This is a genomic window from Niveibacterium umoris (assembly GCF_014197015.1).
In the GTDB taxonomy this organism is placed as follows: Bacteria; Pseudomonadota; Gammaproteobacteria; order Burkholderiales; family Rhodocyclaceae; genus Niveibacterium; species Niveibacterium umoris.
In genome coordinates this window covers 1,158,431-1,175,090 of record NZ_JACIET010000002.1, presented here as the reverse complement: position 1 = coordinate 1,175,090, position 16,660 = coordinate 1,158,431, and the positions used below count along the sequence as shown (strand labels likewise).

The 16,660-nt window shown below is 64.7% G+C and carries 11 protein-coding genes; all 11 read right to left on the bottom strand.

Annotation, left to right across the window (positions count from 1 at the left end):
* Positions 1-51: 51 nt before the first annotated feature.
* The 11 genes from GGR36_RS17390 to GGR36_RS17340 all read right to left on the bottom strand — a co-directional run bounded on the left by GGR36_RS17390 (position 52) and on the right by GGR36_RS17340 (position 16,580).
* The gene (locus GGR36_RS17390; protein ID WP_183636044.1) at positions 52-1,116 is read right to left on the bottom strand and encodes an RNA methyltransferase; all 1,065 of its coding nucleotides are present in this window, start codon (positions 1,114-1,116) and stop codon (positions 52-54) included.
* Positions 1,117-1,184: 68 nt separating this feature from the next.
* Entirely contained in the window at positions 1,185-2,057 is an 873-nt protein-coding gene (locus tag GGR36_RS17385; RefSeq protein ID WP_183636043.1) for a ParB/RepB/Spo0J family partition protein, read from the bottom strand.
* Between the two features lie 132 nt (positions 2,058-2,189).
* Complete coding sequence (locus tag GGR36_RS17380) at positions 2,190-2,474, bottom strand: STAS domain-containing protein (protein ID WP_183636042.1); 285 nt, start codon at positions 2,472-2,474, stop codon at positions 2,190-2,192.
* Between the two features lie 100 nt (positions 2,475-2,574).
* Positions 2,575-2,919 carry a c-type cytochrome gene (locus GGR36_RS17375; RefSeq protein WP_183636041.1) on the bottom strand — a complete coding sequence of 115 codons (345 nt, stop codon included), beginning with the start codon at positions 2,917-2,919 and terminating at the stop codon, positions 2,575-2,577.
* Positions 2,920-2,955: 36 nt separating this feature from the next.
* Positions 2,956-3,660: a cytochrome b/b6 domain-containing protein gene (locus GGR36_RS17370; RefSeq protein WP_183636040.1), complete on the bottom strand. Its 705-nt coding sequence runs from the start codon at positions 3,658-3,660 to the stop codon at positions 2,956-2,958.
* Entirely contained in the window at positions 3,657-4,631 is a 975-nt protein-coding gene (locus GGR36_RS17365; protein ID WP_221229598.1) for a cytochrome c3 family protein, read from the bottom strand. The genes GGR36_RS17370 and GGR36_RS17365 overlap by 4 nt, the downstream gene beginning before the upstream one ends.
* Before the next feature lie 253 nt (positions 4,632-4,884).
* Positions 4,885-7,677 (bottom strand): pyruvate, phosphate dikinase, encoded by a 2,793-nt coding sequence (gene ppdK / locus GGR36_RS17360; RefSeq protein WP_183636038.1) that lies wholly within the window; start codon positions 7,675-7,677, stop codon positions 4,885-4,887.
* Between the two features lie 236 nt (positions 7,678-7,913).
* Positions 7,914-11,480 carry a P-loop NTPase fold protein gene (locus tag GGR36_RS17355; RefSeq protein ID WP_183636037.1) on the bottom strand — a complete coding sequence of 1,189 codons (3,567 nt, stop codon included), beginning with the start codon at positions 11,478-11,480 and terminating at the stop codon, positions 7,914-7,916.
* Positions 11,481-11,628: 148 nt separating this feature from the next.
* Positions 11,629-12,918 (bottom strand): hypothetical protein, encoded by a 1,290-nt coding sequence (locus GGR36_RS17350; protein ID WP_183636036.1) that lies wholly within the window; start codon positions 12,916-12,918, stop codon positions 11,629-11,631.
* A gap of 3 nt (positions 12,919-12,921) precedes the next feature.
* Entirely contained in the window at positions 12,922-15,312 is a 2,391-nt protein-coding gene (locus tag GGR36_RS17345) for a hypothetical protein (protein ID WP_183636035.1), read from the bottom strand.
* A 188-nt stretch (positions 15,313-15,500) separates the two neighbouring features.
* Positions 15,501-16,580, bottom strand: coding sequence for an AI-2E family transporter (locus GGR36_RS17340; RefSeq protein WP_183636034.1), 1,080 nt, complete (start codon positions 16,578-16,580; stop codon positions 15,501-15,503).
* Between the last annotated feature and the right edge of the window lie 80 nt (positions 16,581-16,660).

Genomic DNA, 16,660 nt, shown 5'->3' with positions numbered 1-16,660 from the left:
CCGGGTGGCTATGCCACACCGGCCCCGATTTTTTGGGCGCTCGCACGTCGGCTAGGACACGCGAGGAACCACAAGCACCCGCTTCGCCTCGATGCGCTGCGCACGGGCCTCACGCCCTTTCGCCATCTCTCGCGCGCGTAATTGCCCACAGCCACCATCCACGTCCTGCCCGGCCGAATTGCGCAGTTTCGTCAGCACGCCGCGCTGATGCAGGCTGCGGGCGATCTGCGTCGCACGCGCCCAGTCCGGCCGCCTGAACGCCAGTTCGGGCACCGTGTTGTAGGGGATCATGTTCATGATGGCGTACTTGCCCGCGAGCAGCCTCACGATCGCTTCGAGTTCGTCGTCGCCATCATTCACGCCGTCAATCAGCGTCCACTGGTACTGGATCGGATAGCCGGTTGCACGCGCATAGCGTTCCCCGCGTTCGATCAGTTCGGCCGGGTGGATGCGCGGTGCGCGCGGCAGCAGTTCTGCGCGCAGATCCGCCTTGGTGGTGTGCAGCGACAAGGCCAGCGCCGGTTTGACGCGCCCCTGCGGCAGGCGCTCGAACACGCGATGGTCGCCGACCGTCGAAAAAACAAGGTTCTTGTGCCCGATACCGCCGGCCGTGCCGAGCAGGTCGATCGCTTCGAGCACGTTGTCCAGGTTGTGGGCCGGCTCGCCCATGCCCATGAAGACAACCTTCTTGACGAAGCGCCGGGTGCGCGCGAGCACCACCTGCGCAACGATCTCGGCGCTGCCGAGCTGGCGCAGCAGCCCGTCACGCCCGGTCATGCAGAATACGCAGCCAACCGCGCAACCAACCTGCGTCGACACGCACAGCCCGTCGCGCGGCAGCAGCACGCTTTCCACGGTTTGCCCGTCGGCAAGTTCCACCAGCAATCGGGCCGAGCCGTCCTCGCCGGGATGCTCGGACCGCAGCCGGGCGAGCGCCTGGAGTTCTGCACTCAACGCGGGTAGGTCATTGCGCAGTGCCAGGGGAAGGAAATCCTCGGCCTTGTGCGGGCCGCTGCCGATCGGCTGTGCATTGACCCAAGCACGCAGCACACGCTGCTCGTGAATTGCCTTTGCGCCACCTGCCAGGAGACGCGTGCGAATGTCTTCGATACGCATGAGTCGGTCTGCTTCGTTCGGTTCGCGCGCCGGAGAGTCTGCGCGCGCATGCTCACTTTAGCGCGGCATCAGAAGGGCGGCGTACCTTCGCCCTTGATCGCGAGGAATTCGTCGATCAGACGATCCAGCACCAAGGTTTCGTCACCATCGTCGATGCCCAGGATCTGGGCCACCATCCGCACCTTTCCCGGATTCACGCGGCGCGCAGCCGGATTCGAGACTGCCGGCGCCGCCATCACGGCCGATGCTTCGACCACAACCGGTTCGGCGACGGGGTCCGGCTTCTTCTTTGCACGCTTCACCCCTTCGGCCACCAAGACCTCTTCGATACGCGCCTTGGGCAGCTTTTCGCCTTCTTCGAGTTCTGCGACCAAGGCGTCGAGGCGGGCCTCATTCTTGCGCGCAAGCTTGTCGAGCTGCACTGCAGTCGTGCAACTGCTGACGCGGCCGGTATCGAGCAGCGCTTCTACCTTGGGGGTGAGATTGGCCGGTGCGGTCTTTTGCTCCAGCCAATCGGCGTCTTGGCCAAATCGCTCGGCGGCAGCGTCAGGCGATTCGAAACCACGGGCGATCGCCTTGAGGGCGTGCGCCATTTCGCGCGGCGCAAGCGGCAGGCGAACGCCCTGCCCCAGGTTTTCGAAGACCTGGATCTCCAGCGCCTCGCCGGGCTCGCAGCGGTGTACCAGCGCCGGGATGGCGGTCAGCCCTGCGAGGTTGGCGGCGCGCAGACGACGCTCACCAACTATGATGCGATGTTTGCCCTCGGCGTCGGCAGGTTGCACGACGATCGGCTGGATCAAGCCGAATTCGGCAATCGATTCCGACAGACGCCTCAGGCCGGTCTCGTCGCACTGCCGCCGGGGATGGTCTGGATCCGAGACTACCCGCGCCAGCTCGATCAGTTTGTACTCCGTTGTCGCGTCCTTGAAAGCCGTGCCCACGTCTGCTTACCCGCCAGTTGATGCCACGCCGGGAAGGCATGGCCGAAAGGGGCGGCATGGTGGCGGTTTTTCACCGCAGAAGCAACCCGCGAGGCGCAGCGCGTGCATGCAGCCAGCGCCTCGCGACGCGAATCAACTGATCGAGAACAGGTTCTGGAAATTGGCGATCTGCAATACCTGCTTGACGAGGCCCTGCGTGCCTTCGATCGAGATCGTCTTGCCCGCTTCTTTGGCGCGCGCGCGGGCGAGCAACAACATGCCAAGCGCTGCGCTGTCGAGGTAGTCGACCTCGCGCAGATTCAGCACGATTTCGGTGGCGTCCGACGCCAGCGCCTCGTCCACCGCCTGGTTGAATTCGCGATGCTGCGCGAACACCAACCGCCCCCGCAGGGCCACAACCCGCTTCTCTGTTTCCATGAACTCTCTGCCTCCACAAGAACAAGCGCCACCCGCTCGGGGTGGCGTTGTCTGGGCATCACGACATGCCGGCCCACAGCCGGCATGAAAGGCGTGACGTTTACTTGCCGAGCGACAGGATCCAGCCGACCAGATTCTTCTGCTGGTCGACATCCTTCGTCTTGATGATCTTGTGCTCTTCTTCGGTGCCGTCTTCCATCTTGACCTTCTCACCGGAGGTCAGGTGCTCCATCAGCTTCTTCTCGCCATCGGCCTTCGCGGCGTACTTCTTGCCGATCTCGGTGAAGGACTTGGCCTCTTTCTTCTTATCGACGGCGTGGCACTTCGGGCAACCCTCTTTCTTGGCCAGCGCCTGTGCGGCATCGGCATCGGCGGCGCTCGCCAGCGGCGACACCAGAAGGGCGCCGGTCAGTCCCAGCGCTGCTGCGATCAGATTCATTTTCATACCGCTCTCCTGTAGGTGGTTGAGCCAAGGTACCGGTCAGTGCTCGTGCCAGCCGGTGATCATGGTCTTGAAAGTGGAGGAAATCTTCTTTCCGAAGGTGCAAAGGTATATGTGCGCCACGATGAAGGCCGCGATCACGGTTGCCGACATGTAGTGAAGCACTGCAATCGTGAAGAGTCCATCGACGCCGAACATCCGGGCCGGCGCGAACTGCGGGTAAAGGAAGATCAGCCCGGTCACGACGATTACCGGTAGCACCATGTAGATCACGAACCAGTAGGTCAGCGACTGCAGCGCGTTGAAATGCTCGTCCTCGGTAACGGGATACGGTTCATGTTCGCCCTTGAACACGCCCCACATGTAGTAGCGCACCTGATTCACGCAACGCTGGAAGACGTTGGGCGGTTTCGGAATGAACTGCCACCAGTTTCCGGTGAGCGCATTGCCGATGACGAAGCCGGTATAGAGCAGCACCAGCGCGACCCCGGCAATGTTGTGGATGCGCACAGCCAAGGGGAATTCGACCAGCGGCACCTTGCTGTCGGCAAAGTGCAGGCTCACGCCGGTCACGATCAGCGTGATGATCAGGATCGCATTCGTCCAGTGCCAGACACGGACCCACTTCGGCAGGATGTAGATGTGGACTCCGCCTTCGTCATCGGTCCGGCGCGATCCGTAGCGGCTCGATCCGAAACGGCGTTCGCGCTGGCGACGATCATCATGTCGGCGTTCTTCGGTCATTTGTTGTTGCTCCGGCGCAGGTAGTGCATGAGAACGCGCAATGCAGCGTGGATGAGCACGCCGCCCAGGGTCAGCACAGCGAGACCGACCATCAGCGTATCGACAAGCGGATTGCGCGTTGAACCGATCACGTAGTTGTTGCTGAGGACGATGCCGTTAACGAATCCGTACTTCTTCTGGTCTTCTTCCGCGAGGTGACGATACAGGCGAACCATCAACGCGGAGTCGCGCGAGTGGCAGGTCACGCAGCGCTTCTCGGCGCGCTTCTTGTCCAGGATCTCGTGCGAGATCGGCTCGTCGGCAGCGACCTCAGGCGTGTGACACTCCACGCAGCGTACCGCCTTCCAGTGTATGCGCGCGTTCGGCAACCAGGCATGGATGTCATCGATTGCCGGGCGGCTCTTTCCATCGGGCGCGAACTGCGCAAAGCGTTCGTCGGAGTCATGGCAACCCAGGCAGATCCGGTTGTCTTGCGCGACGATCTTCTTCGGGTCGACGAGTTTCTTGGCGATCCGCATCACATGCGGGTTGTGGCAGGTCGTGCAGGTGAACTTCTCGGCCAGATTCTTCGCATGCACCGACTTGTCGAATTGTTCCTGCGCGTGGTCTGCCTTCTTCTGGTGGCAGTCCGGGCAACTGCTGGTGTTGTCCTTGGCGTCGGGCGCGTGCGGATGCTCGTCGTAGCCTTCGTTGTGGCACTTGGTGCAGGCGAGGCGCTGGTGATCGGAGCCATGAAAGGCTTCCTTGTCTCGAATCAGCGTACGCAGTTTCTTCAGGTCCATGCCGGGTTTGGGCGGGTTCTTGACCCCCTCGGCGCTGTGGCAGGAGAAGCATTCCTCGTTGGCCTTGCGGATCTTCTCCTGCATGGCGGGCGAAGGACCTTTGGGCTCCTCGGACTCCGCAAAAGCGGAGACGCTCATTACGGCAAGCCCGATCATCAGTATCAGTCTTGCGCCGGCGTTCCATCGCATGGTGTGGCCTTTAGCGTTTTTGATTGTTTCCGGATTACACCAAGGACGGAACCGCCATTCAATACGCTTCCGCATTGTCCTCACGGCCGGATGATTTGCATCAATGATGACGGCGCAGCCACAACCGGCGCACCATCGTCACACATGCGCCGGTGCGGCCGCAAGATCGGTGGCTGCCTTTCCCCTTGCACCTAAAAAAGGGGCGACCCGGCTTGCGCCGGTGCCGCCCCTGCTCTCCTACCCAAAATCGGAACTAGTCAAACACGGTGGTGCTGTATTCCTTTTCGCGCAGTTTGGCCTGCGCCGCCGCAAGGCGCGCAATCGGCACGCGCGGGGCGGAGCAGGATACATAGTCGAGCCCGATGGCATGGCAGAAGCGCACCGAATCCGGCTGCCCGCCCTGCTCACCGCAGATGCCGACCTTGAGATCCGGCCGCACTTCGCGGCCCCACTGCACCGCCATCTGCATCAGCCGACCGACACCTTTCACGTCCAGTACTTCGAACGGGTTTTCGCGCAGGATCTTGGTTTCCTGATAGAAGGGCAGGAACTTGTTCTCTGCGTCTTCGCGCGAGAACGAGAAGGTGGCCTGCGTCAGGTCGTTGGTGCCGAAACTGAAGAACTCGGCAATCTGCGCCAGCGAGCCTGCGCGCATGCAGGCGCGCACGACTTCGATCATGGTGCCGAAACGCACATGCGGACGTTCGCCCAACAGCGCCGTCACCCGGTCGAGTTCGGTATCGAAGATCGCCTTTACGCGGACAAGTTCTTCGCGGGTGCACACCTGCGGCACCATGATTTCCGCATTGACCGTCACGCCTTCGCGCATGCAACCTGCCGCCGCTTCAAACAGCGCGCGGATCTGCATCGTGTAGATCTCGGGGTTCGTCAGCCCGAGCCGCACGCCACGGTGGCCAAGCATCGGGTTCACTTCGTGCAGCGCATGCACCTTGCGCAGCATTGCCTCGCGCCGCGAAATCAGCGCGTCGAAGCGGTGCTGGTGCTCGTACTCGACAAGGTTGGCATTGAGGTGGTCAAGACTGTCGACATAGGCGTGGTGCAGCTCGGGGTCGAGCATGCGCAGCGTTTCGGGCAACTCGTTCATGCCACGTACCGCGCGCTTGAGGTTGCGCAGGTGGTCGATCTCGAACTCAAGCTGCGATGCAGTCGGCAGGAATTCGTGGATCGGCGGATCGAGCAGGCGCACCGTCACCGGCAGGCCGGCCATGGCGCGGAAGATGCCCTTGAAGTCCTCGCGCTGGAAGGGGAGCAGCCGATCGAGCGCGGACTGCCGCTCTTCGGGTGTGTCGGCAAGGATCATTTCCTGCACGACCGGCAGACGGCCTGGATCGTTGAACATGCGTTCGGTGCGACACAGCCCGATGCCTACTGCACCGAAGCGTTTGGCGCGCGCCGCGTCGTTCGGCGTGTCTGCATTGGCGCGCACTTTCAGCGTTGCGGCTTCGTCTGCCCATTCGAGCAGGGTCTGCAACTCGCCGAAGAACTCGGCTTCGACGGTCGGGATGCGCCCGGCGTAGACCTTGCCGGTGGTGCCGTCGATCGTGATGACATCGCCCTCGACGAATTCAGCTTCACCGACGCGCGCCTTGCGCGCATGCACATCGATCTGGATCGCCGCGCAGCCTGACACGCAGGGCTTGCCCATGCCGCGCGCAACCACTGCCGCGTGTGATGTCTTGCCGCCGCGCGCGGTAAGGATGCCCTCTGCGGCAAAGAAACCGTGAATGTCTTCGGGTTTGGTTTCCTCGCGCACAAGGATGATCTTTTCGCCCAGCTTGCCGCGTGCCTCGGCGGTATCCGCGTCGAACACCACCCGGCCGGACGCCGCACCGGGCGATGCCGGCAAGCCGGTCGCAAGCGACACCGCATTCGAGCCCGGCGCCAGCGTCGGCACCATCAGCTGTTCGAGCAGGGCCGGGTTGGCGCGCAGCAGCGCCTGCTCGCGGGTGATCACGCCTTCGTTGGCCATCTCGACCGAGGTCACCACCATCGCACGCGCGTTCATCTTGCCGTTGCGGGTTTGCAGCGCGTACAGGCGACCCTTCTCGATCGTGAACTCGAAGTCCTGGATTTCCTTGTAGTGGCGTTCGAGCTTGTTGCGCAGGTCCATCAACTCCGCGTGCAGGCGCGGCATTTCCAGCGCCATCTCGGCGATCGGTTTCGGTGTGCGGATGCCCGCGACCACGTCTTCACCCTGCGCGTTGGTAAGGTATTCGCCAAAGATCACGTTCTCGCCGGTCGCCGGATTGCGCGTGAAACCGACGCCGGTCGCCGAGTCGTTGCCCATGTTGCCGAAGACCATCGTGCACACGTTCACCGCGGTGCCGTTGGCCATCTCGGGCGTGATCTTGAACTGACGACGGTAGTCCACCGCACGCTTGCCCATCCACGAACGGAACACCGCGGCAATCGCCATTTCCAGCTGCTGCATCGGATCGGTCGGGAAGGGGTGACCGGTGTGCTTCTCGACGATGCCGACGTAGGACTGCGCGAGCTCCTTGAGCTGCGGCCCGGTGAGATCGACGTCCTGCTTGGCGCCGACTTTCTGCTTGAGCTCGTTCATCGCCTCGTCGAACAACTCGTCCGGCACGCCGAGGGCGATCTTGCCGTAGAGCTGGATGAAACGACGCCACGCGTCGTAGCCGAAGCGCGGGTTGTCGGTCTGGTGGATCAGCCCCTCCAGTGTCTCGGCATTGAGGCCGAGATTGAGGATGGTGTCCATCATGCCGGGCATCGACATCGCGGAGCCGGAGCGCACCGACACCAGCAGCGGATTGGTCTTCGAGCCGAAACCGCGGCCGGTCTTCTCTTCGAGTTCGCACATCGCGGTGCGTACTTCGTCCATCACGCCATCGGGCAGCGCATCGTGTTCGAGGTAGGCGAGGCAGGCTTCGGTGGTGATCGTGAATCCGGGCGGTACGTTCAGCCCGATCTGCGTCATCTCGGCAAGGTTCGCGCCCTTGCCGCCGAGCAGCATCTTGTTCTTGCCGTCGCCGCGTTCGAACGAATAAACATAGGTGGTCATGGCTCCCTCTCCCTGAAGGGCACCTGACACCATCTGGCCGTCCTGGCGTTGGACGTGAGGGGGCGGATTTGCGAGGCAAGGCCCCGGCGCGTGCGAGCGTCACTGACGGTCGATCCGCCAGGCGCCGGTTGGCGTGATGACGAAACACCGTTGCGCTGACGATATGCCTGCGTGATGTGGCCTGACTTAAGCGAGGTCAACAGTCAGATGTAAGACAGCGCGGGCAAGCGGCAAGGCTAGGCGGCGCTCCCGGATGGCACGGCACGCAGGCCCTCGACTGCTGCACCCTCGATCCGAACACCACTGGCGATACGGCGAAACTGCGGTACGAAACGCACCACCGCCTCAAGGCTGAAACGCTGCTGATGCGCGCTCAGCGCAGCCGCCAGCGCATCGCGCAGATCGGCCTGTTCGAGCGCGGAGACGGCGTCCTTGAGGCTGGCCGACTTCTCCCAGCCGGGCAGCGCCTTGTCGAGCGCACCAATTGCGACGAGTTCGGGTGAAGGGTCGCCAACCGGGGCAGCGCCGCCGGGGTCCTTGCGTCGCAGCAGCCACATCCGCAATTCGTCGCGCAGGGTCAACGCGCGGCGGGTATTGCGCGCCATCATCGCCATGTAGCGCACGCGGTTCTGGTAGCGCTTGACCGCCCGCGGCGTGCGCAGCGCGGTGGCCACGACCGGGTTCCAGATCTCCAGCGCCTTGCGGAAGGCGTCCGAATCGCGCACCACCGGACTCGGCCGCCGCACCAGCGCGAGCGATACGATCGTGCCGACCATGACAAGCAAGACCACCGGCAACCATGGTGCCGTGCCGGTCGTTTCGGCCGGAATGAAGTACACCGCCTCCTGGCTGGCCACCTCGGGTTGGGCTGTGCCCGGTTGCGCCACGACTTCGGGCACGGCACCCACCGCGGGCCCCTGTGTCGTCTGCACCACCGGCACAGGTTTGCGCTGTACCGCGACGGGCAGATGCGAGCCCAGCCAGGCCCCGGCAAAGATCGCGAGGGCGCCGACCAGCGCCGGCCACAGGCGACAGACGCGCCGCAGCGTCGCCGGCAATTCCAAAGCGAGCCGTTCGCCCCCCTCTTCGTCCTGCAGGTGCGCGCTGCGCTGCGGGTCGAGCTTGGGTACCGGCACTTCGATGTTGATCAGCTTTTCGAGGTACTGCTGCGCGTATTCGCGACGGATGCGGCGCGCCCGCGCGTCCTTGTCCTCGCCCGGCAACTCGATCACCGCTTTGGCGCTCTCCGCCTCGACCAGTTCGTGCGCGACCTTTTCGAAGGCGAGCCCGACGCAGGCTTCGACCCGCGCCCTTGCCATGCCCAGTACGACGTACACCCGGCCGGAAGAAACGAGGAAGTTCACCGCCTCCATCACTTCCAGCACCGCCTCGGGTTTGCAGCGATCCAGATCGTCGATCAGCACAAGCATCGTGCGCGGCTCAAGCGCCTCGGTGACTTCGCTAAACTGTTCGGCGAACTTCTGCCGGAAGCTCGCCTGCGAGCCCAGATCCTTGACCGAAGCCCGCGACGAAATCGACGCCGCGAGCGCCGCCGGATCAACGCCGAAGGCCCGCATCCGCAGCAAGGCGCCGATCACCGGCGCGAGCGCGCCAGCGGCGAGCCCGGTCGCACGCAGTCGCGCCATCAGCGAGTCCGGATCCGGCTTGCTCTTGTCATCGGAGAACGCGGACCAGAGGTCGTCGGCGAGCGTGAACCAGTTGTCGAGCACCGTGCCAGGGTGGGTCAGCGCCCAGCCGAAGAGACCGATCGAAAACGCGACCGCGAGCGACAAGGGCCAGTAGCGGCGGCCCCGTGTCCATAGCAGCCGTATCCGATATTCAAACCCCTCGAACGTGAACCAGCCCGGAATCGCCTGATCGCGAATCGAGGTCAGCAAAGCGGCGAGCAGGGCCTCCTCCTTCTGGTGATGCCAGGCGTTGAACCAGACGCTGCGCACGCCGAAGCGGGCGAGATCTTCCTTCAGCAGGCCCATCAGCGAGCTCTTGCCGCTGCCCCAGTCGCCGGTGATCGCGATGGTCAGCGGCGCATCGGTCTTTTCGTTGCGCAGGAAAGCGGAAAGGCCCCAGGCGAGTGGCGCAAAATCCAGCCGGTCTTCGCGTACCGCAGCGAGCGGCTTGTCGGAGACGAAGGCATCCGCGGCGGTTTCGGTTACCCCTGCCGATTGCGGCGGCGGGCGACGCAGCGCTGCGGCAACCAGACCCGTGAGGCCGATAAGCCACGCCAGCCACAGCCAGGGCGCCGGGAAACGCTGATGCTGCGCGCCGAGGGGCGTCCACGTCTGGCCGCCGTCGCGTGTCACGAACGGAATCGCGCCAGGCCCGATCGCCGTCCCGGCGCCGCCGGCCGCAAGGCGCACGTCGCGGAGCGCCCCGGCACGGCCGCTCGACACGGGCCGCCAAGGCTCGAAGGCATTCCGCCGTTTGAAGATGCTGCCCTGTTCGCCCGCCGCGTACTCCGCGTCCGCGCCGCGCCTTACGGCATGCAGCAGCACGTCGGGCACCGGCACGCCGACCGGCGCACCGAGCGTCAACGGCGTGTCGCCCGCATGCGTCATCCACACGCCTCTGCCGCCGCCCCAGATCTCGCTGCGCGCCGTCAGTTGCAGCACCCGCCCGCGACCCTGGAGTGGCGCGGCGGATTCGCGCCAGGTTGCGCCACCATCGCTGCTATCGGCGAGGCCGCCCGCCGCAGTGACCACCAGCACCCGCCCGCTGGCGGCGTCGATCGCCGCGTCGGCAAGCGGGCCGAGATCCGCGCGCACCCGCCACGACCCGGTTGTCGCATCGAACTGGTAAAGCGTACCGCGTCGCGAAACGACCAGCTGACGGCCATCTTGCAGGATCGCCACGGCGAGCACCGCCCCCTCGAAGCGTGTGACCACTTGCCAGCTCTCGCCGCCATCGCGCGTGCCATGGAGCACGCCTTGCGCGTCGCCGATCAGACCGATGCGACCGGCCTCATCGAAGCTCACTGCATACAGATCGGCCGCCGGCGCGGGTGGCGGAGGCGCCGCCTTGTCCGGAACCGTCTGCTGCGCCGGCGTCTGGGTTGCTGCCGTGTCTTGTGCCGGCGCGTCCTTTGGCGGCGTCACGCGGTTGGGCGCCTGCTTCTGCGCTGCGTTTGGTGACGCCGGGCTGCCGAGTGACTCGCCCAGCAGGTCGATCGAACCATCGAGTGCGGGCGCATTCACGGGCGCAGTGATGCCGTTTGCAGGTTGCGGCGTGTCGGTTTTCTGCGCAGCGGCGTTGGAAACGGCGGGTCGGGCTGTCTGCGTCCTGGGGTCGAAGGCATTGTCGGCCGGCCGTACTGACTGAAGCTTCGGGTCGTAGCCCTTCTCGGCCGGCAGCGCGGCCTGCGCATCGGAGATCAGGCGGAATGCCGAGGCCTTTGCCGGCACGGGCGGCGGGGGCACGCCAGCGCTGGCGGGTGATTCAAGCGCACGACGTTGCCAGGTCGTGCCACCGTCTTCGGACACCAGCACCAGGCCACGATCGCCAACCACCCAGATGTGCAGCCCGTCGGCCGAGACTTGCAGCCCCCGCAACTCCCCGCCGATCAGCGGCAGCCTCAGCGGCGCGTGGCGCTCAACCGGATAGCGCCACCAGTCCAGCGTCATGAAGGCCGGCGCGACAAAAGGGTCGGGGCGCAGCGACTGGCTAAGCCCGAGCGCGCTGCATACGACCAGCCACGCCAGACTCACCCCCAGCAAGATGGCGCGTGACGAAGCTCGCCTGCCGGCACTGGCCGAGATCGTTGAAGCCGGGGCGTCGCCCTTGAGCATGTGGTGCTCCGCGCAGAGTCAGTTCATCCAAGCTAGACCCGACGCCGCCGGATTGCAAAGACTGTGTCGGCCTCAGGCCGGCGCGCGACGAGCGCTCAGTCGCGGGCTGGCTTGTCCGCCCGGCTGGAGGCGGTCTGCACGGAGCGCGTCAGCCTACGCGCATGACACGCAGGTCGTTGTCGGCGCTATCGATGTACACGACAGCACGCAGTTGAGAGATGTATTGCATCTTCGTCTCGACATACGCGGCCGGGCTCGGATAGAGATTGCCAGGTTCGCTCGCGACACTCATGACACCACTGCCCGGATCGATCCAGTATAGGCGCATCGTCTTGAGCGCAACCGAGAGCGAGGCGCTGAGCAACTTCTGTCGCTCTGGGACGTAGGTAAGGCTGCCGCCATCATAGAAGTCGCCGGAATAGGTATCGTTGCTGACCCCAGTAATCGCCTTGACCGTCGCAACGTTGGACTGGATGTCAAGTACCTGTAGTTCAGCGGTACGCTGACTGTCCGGGCGGCAGTAGGCGTAGATCACCCCGTCATGCTCGCAGGCCGCGGTCGCCCAGTAGTAATCCGCCGCCCTCAGGTTGACCGACGACCAGGCGCAGGTGCGGGTCGCCGGGTCAAACTCAAAGTTTCGCCCGGCGTTGCCGTTCTGCGTGGCGTTGATAACATAACGCCCGCGAAATCGATCCCACCAGGCAAACATGTTCTCGCCAGCTTCGCTCGTCGCACCTAATGCCGCGCGCTGATTGGTCACCGACCACTGGCCCGAATCCAGACTCAACAGCCACATGCGGCGGCAGCCCATGAACAACTCATTGCGCTGCGGGTTGTAGACCAGGCTACCGTAAGTGTGTCGCGCGGTGGGCTCGTTCGGGGCGAAGGGATAGAAGCAGTCGTACAGGACCGAGGTATCGTTGGGGTGGGCAGTCTGGTATTCCTGCGCCGGGGGGTACACCGTGAAGCTACCGTTCTGGCTCGTGTTGTAGCGCGAGTCGAACTTGGTGGAATCGGTCGGCAGCTTCTCCACCGCCCAGCTCATCTTGTTCAGGTCAAGGCGGTAGACACCGTTGTTGCTGGAGTCGTGATGACCGCCGCCGAAGAAGAAGGCGCGCGGCCGGCTCGCGTCCACCGCCATGCCGGACCAGGCCTTGAGTACACCGTTCCAGCCCTGCGTTCCGCGGTCGGCCCAGTTCGGCATCGCCGCCGCGACGACCGCACCCAGCGCATCCATGCGCGTTCCGGCGACCCGCACCCAACGGTCGAAGGGCACCAAAGCCCAGCTGGCTTTCGTCACCCGCCCGTCGCTACCACGCCCGGGCGTCCAAGTATCGCTTGCGGCATCGAAGCTGCCGGGGACGTTTTCGTCGGACCAGATCGAAGTCGCGGCCGGGCTGACCAGCACCGAAAACACATTGGAGGTTGCGCTTGCCATCAGTTAACCCCGGGGAGCAATGCCGAAACGCGGGTCGTTCGCAAGCGACGCACGGCAGGTGTTGTAGTTGCTTGCGGCGGTGATGCGCTTGAATGCGGCGGCGGCACCTGCGACGCCCTGGTTCACGCACTGTGCGAGCGCACACATGCCGTACTCGAAATAGCCGGCGCCGAAGGCCGTCGCGCTCGTCCAGGTCGCCAGGTTGCCCGGGGTCGTCCAGTTGTAGGCCTTGATGTCGGGCGTATCCAGGTCGCGACCATTCTGGCGGCCATAATTGCGCGTGAAGGCGATGCCCCAGTTGGCGTCGAAATTGGCCTGGTCCTGGTTGGCCGGGAAAGCGGCCGGCGACACGACCGGCGAGTAGGCCTGATACATCCAGTGCCAGCCGTTGAGATTGGATCCGTCCGAGAAGCGTTGCACCAGACCGCTCCCCATCCACTGCATGAACGCCTGCGCATCGTTGAGCTGCGCGCCGGCCAGGATCCTCTGGTCGAGAATCCAGGCCACGGTACCCACCACGTAGTCGCTCATCCAGGTGCGCTGACCACCCGGGTCCCCCCAAGAGGCCTGGTCCGGTTCCAGCACCAGTCCGAGCCTGTTGGTGTGATAGGCGCGCATCCAGCTCAGCGACGCGCCCACTGCGTTGGCATAGGCGGCGCGTTCGCTGTCGGTGTCCGGCGTGATGGCGGCGGCCATGCCGCAATTGCGCAACGCCCACGCAGTACCACGCGTCTGCAGACTGCGCACCATCAGCCCGGTGGCATTGCCACGCGCGTTGACGTCACTGCTGTAGTGCACCCACTTGACGAAGAACTGCAGCGCCTCGAGATGCCAATAGTCGCCTGTCAAAAGATAAGCGGTGTAGCCCGGCAACCAGCCGTGCGAGATATCCCAATCGGTGCCGTACTGGGACGAACGGTAGTTCAGGCCACCGTAATTCGAACCTGAGGCGGCCGGTTTCTTTGTCGCAGGAAAATCGGCATACGCAACCACCTTGTTCGTCGCCCCGTTGCGCCAGTGTGTGGACCACGCCCCGGCCGCGAGCGAATTCACCAGCACTGATTTGTAGGCCCGCGCATCGGCCGACACCACATAGCAGGCATCCCACCTGGGCAGCCAGCCGATCGAGGGGCTGTCACCGCCGCCCCCCAGGCTGTTGCCGGGCAGGTTGTGTTGGGCGTTGGGCTGATAAGCCTGAGCAAGTCCGTCGAGCGCAGCCGCATTGATCGAGGTCGCCTGAAACGCGGGCACAGCTCCGGTCCGCTGCAGGTAGGCAGTGTCATGCGACGGGATCACAGCCGGATCGCCCCCCACCCAGAGCTTCCCCGAAAACCCGGCCGCCGCGACGACTCGCGTGTGGTGCTTGATATCGATCGCGGAGCCCGAGTCGTAGAGCACCTGGTTACCGGCGCTGACCACGATCTGAGCAACCTTGTTGGTGGCACCGGTGTAATCGAAGTAGCCGTTCTCGATGCTCACCATGAATTCGACGCGCCCGCCCTTGTAGAGGCGCACATACAGCCAGACCACCAACTGCGCGTCATTCGGCACGGGCAGGCGGTACTGCCATTCGGACGCCACCGGCCCTGACAAGAGCTGACGCACAGGCGCACCGATCGCGCCCGACAGGGCGACCTTGCCGAAGCCGCCGACCTGAACCGCGATCGCCGGCGCCGCCGCAGCCAGATCGGTCTCAGCCAGAGCCACACTGCCTGCCGCCGTGCCGGCCTTCAGGGCAATCGTCCGCTTCAAGTTCGCTACCAGATCGCAGCGGCCGGAGAGCACCGCGTACTTCACCGAACCATCCGGCCAGCGATTGCGCACCACAGCCTGAAAATCGGGCAGATCGGCGACGATGGTACGGCCGTTAGGTACATCGCCCTGACGGAAGAATTGGCCGAAGGTCCAGGGCAGCAGACTCCCCCCCACCGCCGACACCAGTGTGACGGAGGCCAACGCGCCACTCTGCGGCGCCACGCTCAGGGGCTCCGCGCTGACCGACAAGGCCAGTCCAGCCGACTGAGATCCATTGCCGCTGCCGTCGTAACTGAGCACACCGGTCTGCGTGTCGAAACTCAGCCCGGGCCCAAGGGTTCCGCTCAAGGCATAGGTGGGCGCACCGTAGCCCTCGGGAATCCGCACGTACTGCGCCAGCGAACGCGAGCCGGGAATCCCGCCGGTGAAGTTGAGCGGGGGGATCGCGTCGATAACGATCGGCTGCCCGCTCGACGTCCCCCCGGTGGGCGGTGTAGTGCCCGCAGCAGGCGGCGTCGTTCCAGCGGCGGCGCCACTCGCGCTCGAACTCTGGCTGCCACAACCGAACAGCCCGATGGAACCGATCGCGGCCGACACCGCCTTGATGAACGCACGCCTGCGAAACCGGGTCACTTCCATGCCACCACCACGCAAAATCGGTTAACCGAAGAAGTTTGGCACGAACGAGCGGGAGCCGCCGGAAAAAATGCCGGATCGATAATTATCAAGTTTGTCGCTTTTCGCGATTCAGGCTGGAAGGCCGCTTGCCGCGGTGCGCTTGCCTACCGGACCACTGATGCGCGAGCCGCACCCCGCGCCAGCTCGGCTCACCCGAGAGGTGGCGCCGCAGCCGGGAGCTCGGTGCGCAGATCGAGCCAGCGGCGGGTCAGGCTGATACCCAAGGCCAACAGGGTCGGCCCGATGAAAAGCCCGACCAGACCGAAAGCGAGCACGCCGCCGAACACACCCAGCACCGCGATCAGCAGGGGCAGGCTGGAGGTGCGGGCGATCAGCAGGGGTTTGACGACGTTGTCGACCGAACTGATCGCGAACAAGCCGTAAAGCACCATGAAGAGCGACCAGCCGAATTCGCCGCGGTCGTAGAGCCAGAACGCCGCCCCGCCCCACACCAGCGGCGGGCCGACCGGAAGCATCGAAAGCAGAAAGACAAGCGAGGCGAGCAGCAGCGGCGCCGGCACACCCGCAATCGCAAAGCCGAGCGCTGCGACCAGCGCCTGGGCGACGGCGGTGCCTACCATGCCCAGCATGACCGCGAACACCGTTTTCTGCGCCGTCAGCATCAGATCGCGGCCGACTTCGCCATACAAGCGCTCGACCACGCCTTCGATCATGCCGCGGACCGCCGGCCCGTCACGGTAGAGGAAGAAGAGCACGAAAATGGCGAGCAACACCTGCACCACGCCGACACCCAGTGCGCCGATCACCTTCAGGCCAAAGCCCCTCGCCGGCTCGAGCAACTGACGGCCGAGCCCGATCATTTCCTCGCGACTGGCCATCAGCGTCGACAGGTACGCGAATACTGATTCGCCGAGCAGGGGCACATCGCGTACCCACCGTGGCGGTTGCACCGGCCCGCCCTCAAGCCGCGAACGGATCAGTCCGGTGATCCACTGCAGCCCCTCTGCGGCAGAACTGGCGACCACCAGCACCGGCACAACCACCGCCAGCACGAAACCGCAGCACATCAAAACTGCGGCGAGGCTGCGCCGGCCGCGCAGACGGGCCACCAGCCACGTATAGACAGGCCCGGTCGACAGCGCGATGATCATCGCGAAGAGGATCGTCACGATAAAGGGCGCCAGTACCATCCAGCAGCCGACCAGCAGGCCTATGGTGAGCGCCAGTTGCGCAAAGTGCTCGAAACGCCGGGTGGAGCGACGGGACATGTTGGGACCGCCTCGGCTGGATGAATGGCAGATCGACGTATCTGGCCGATTGTCGCACCGCTCGCGCGCGCAGCCACCGC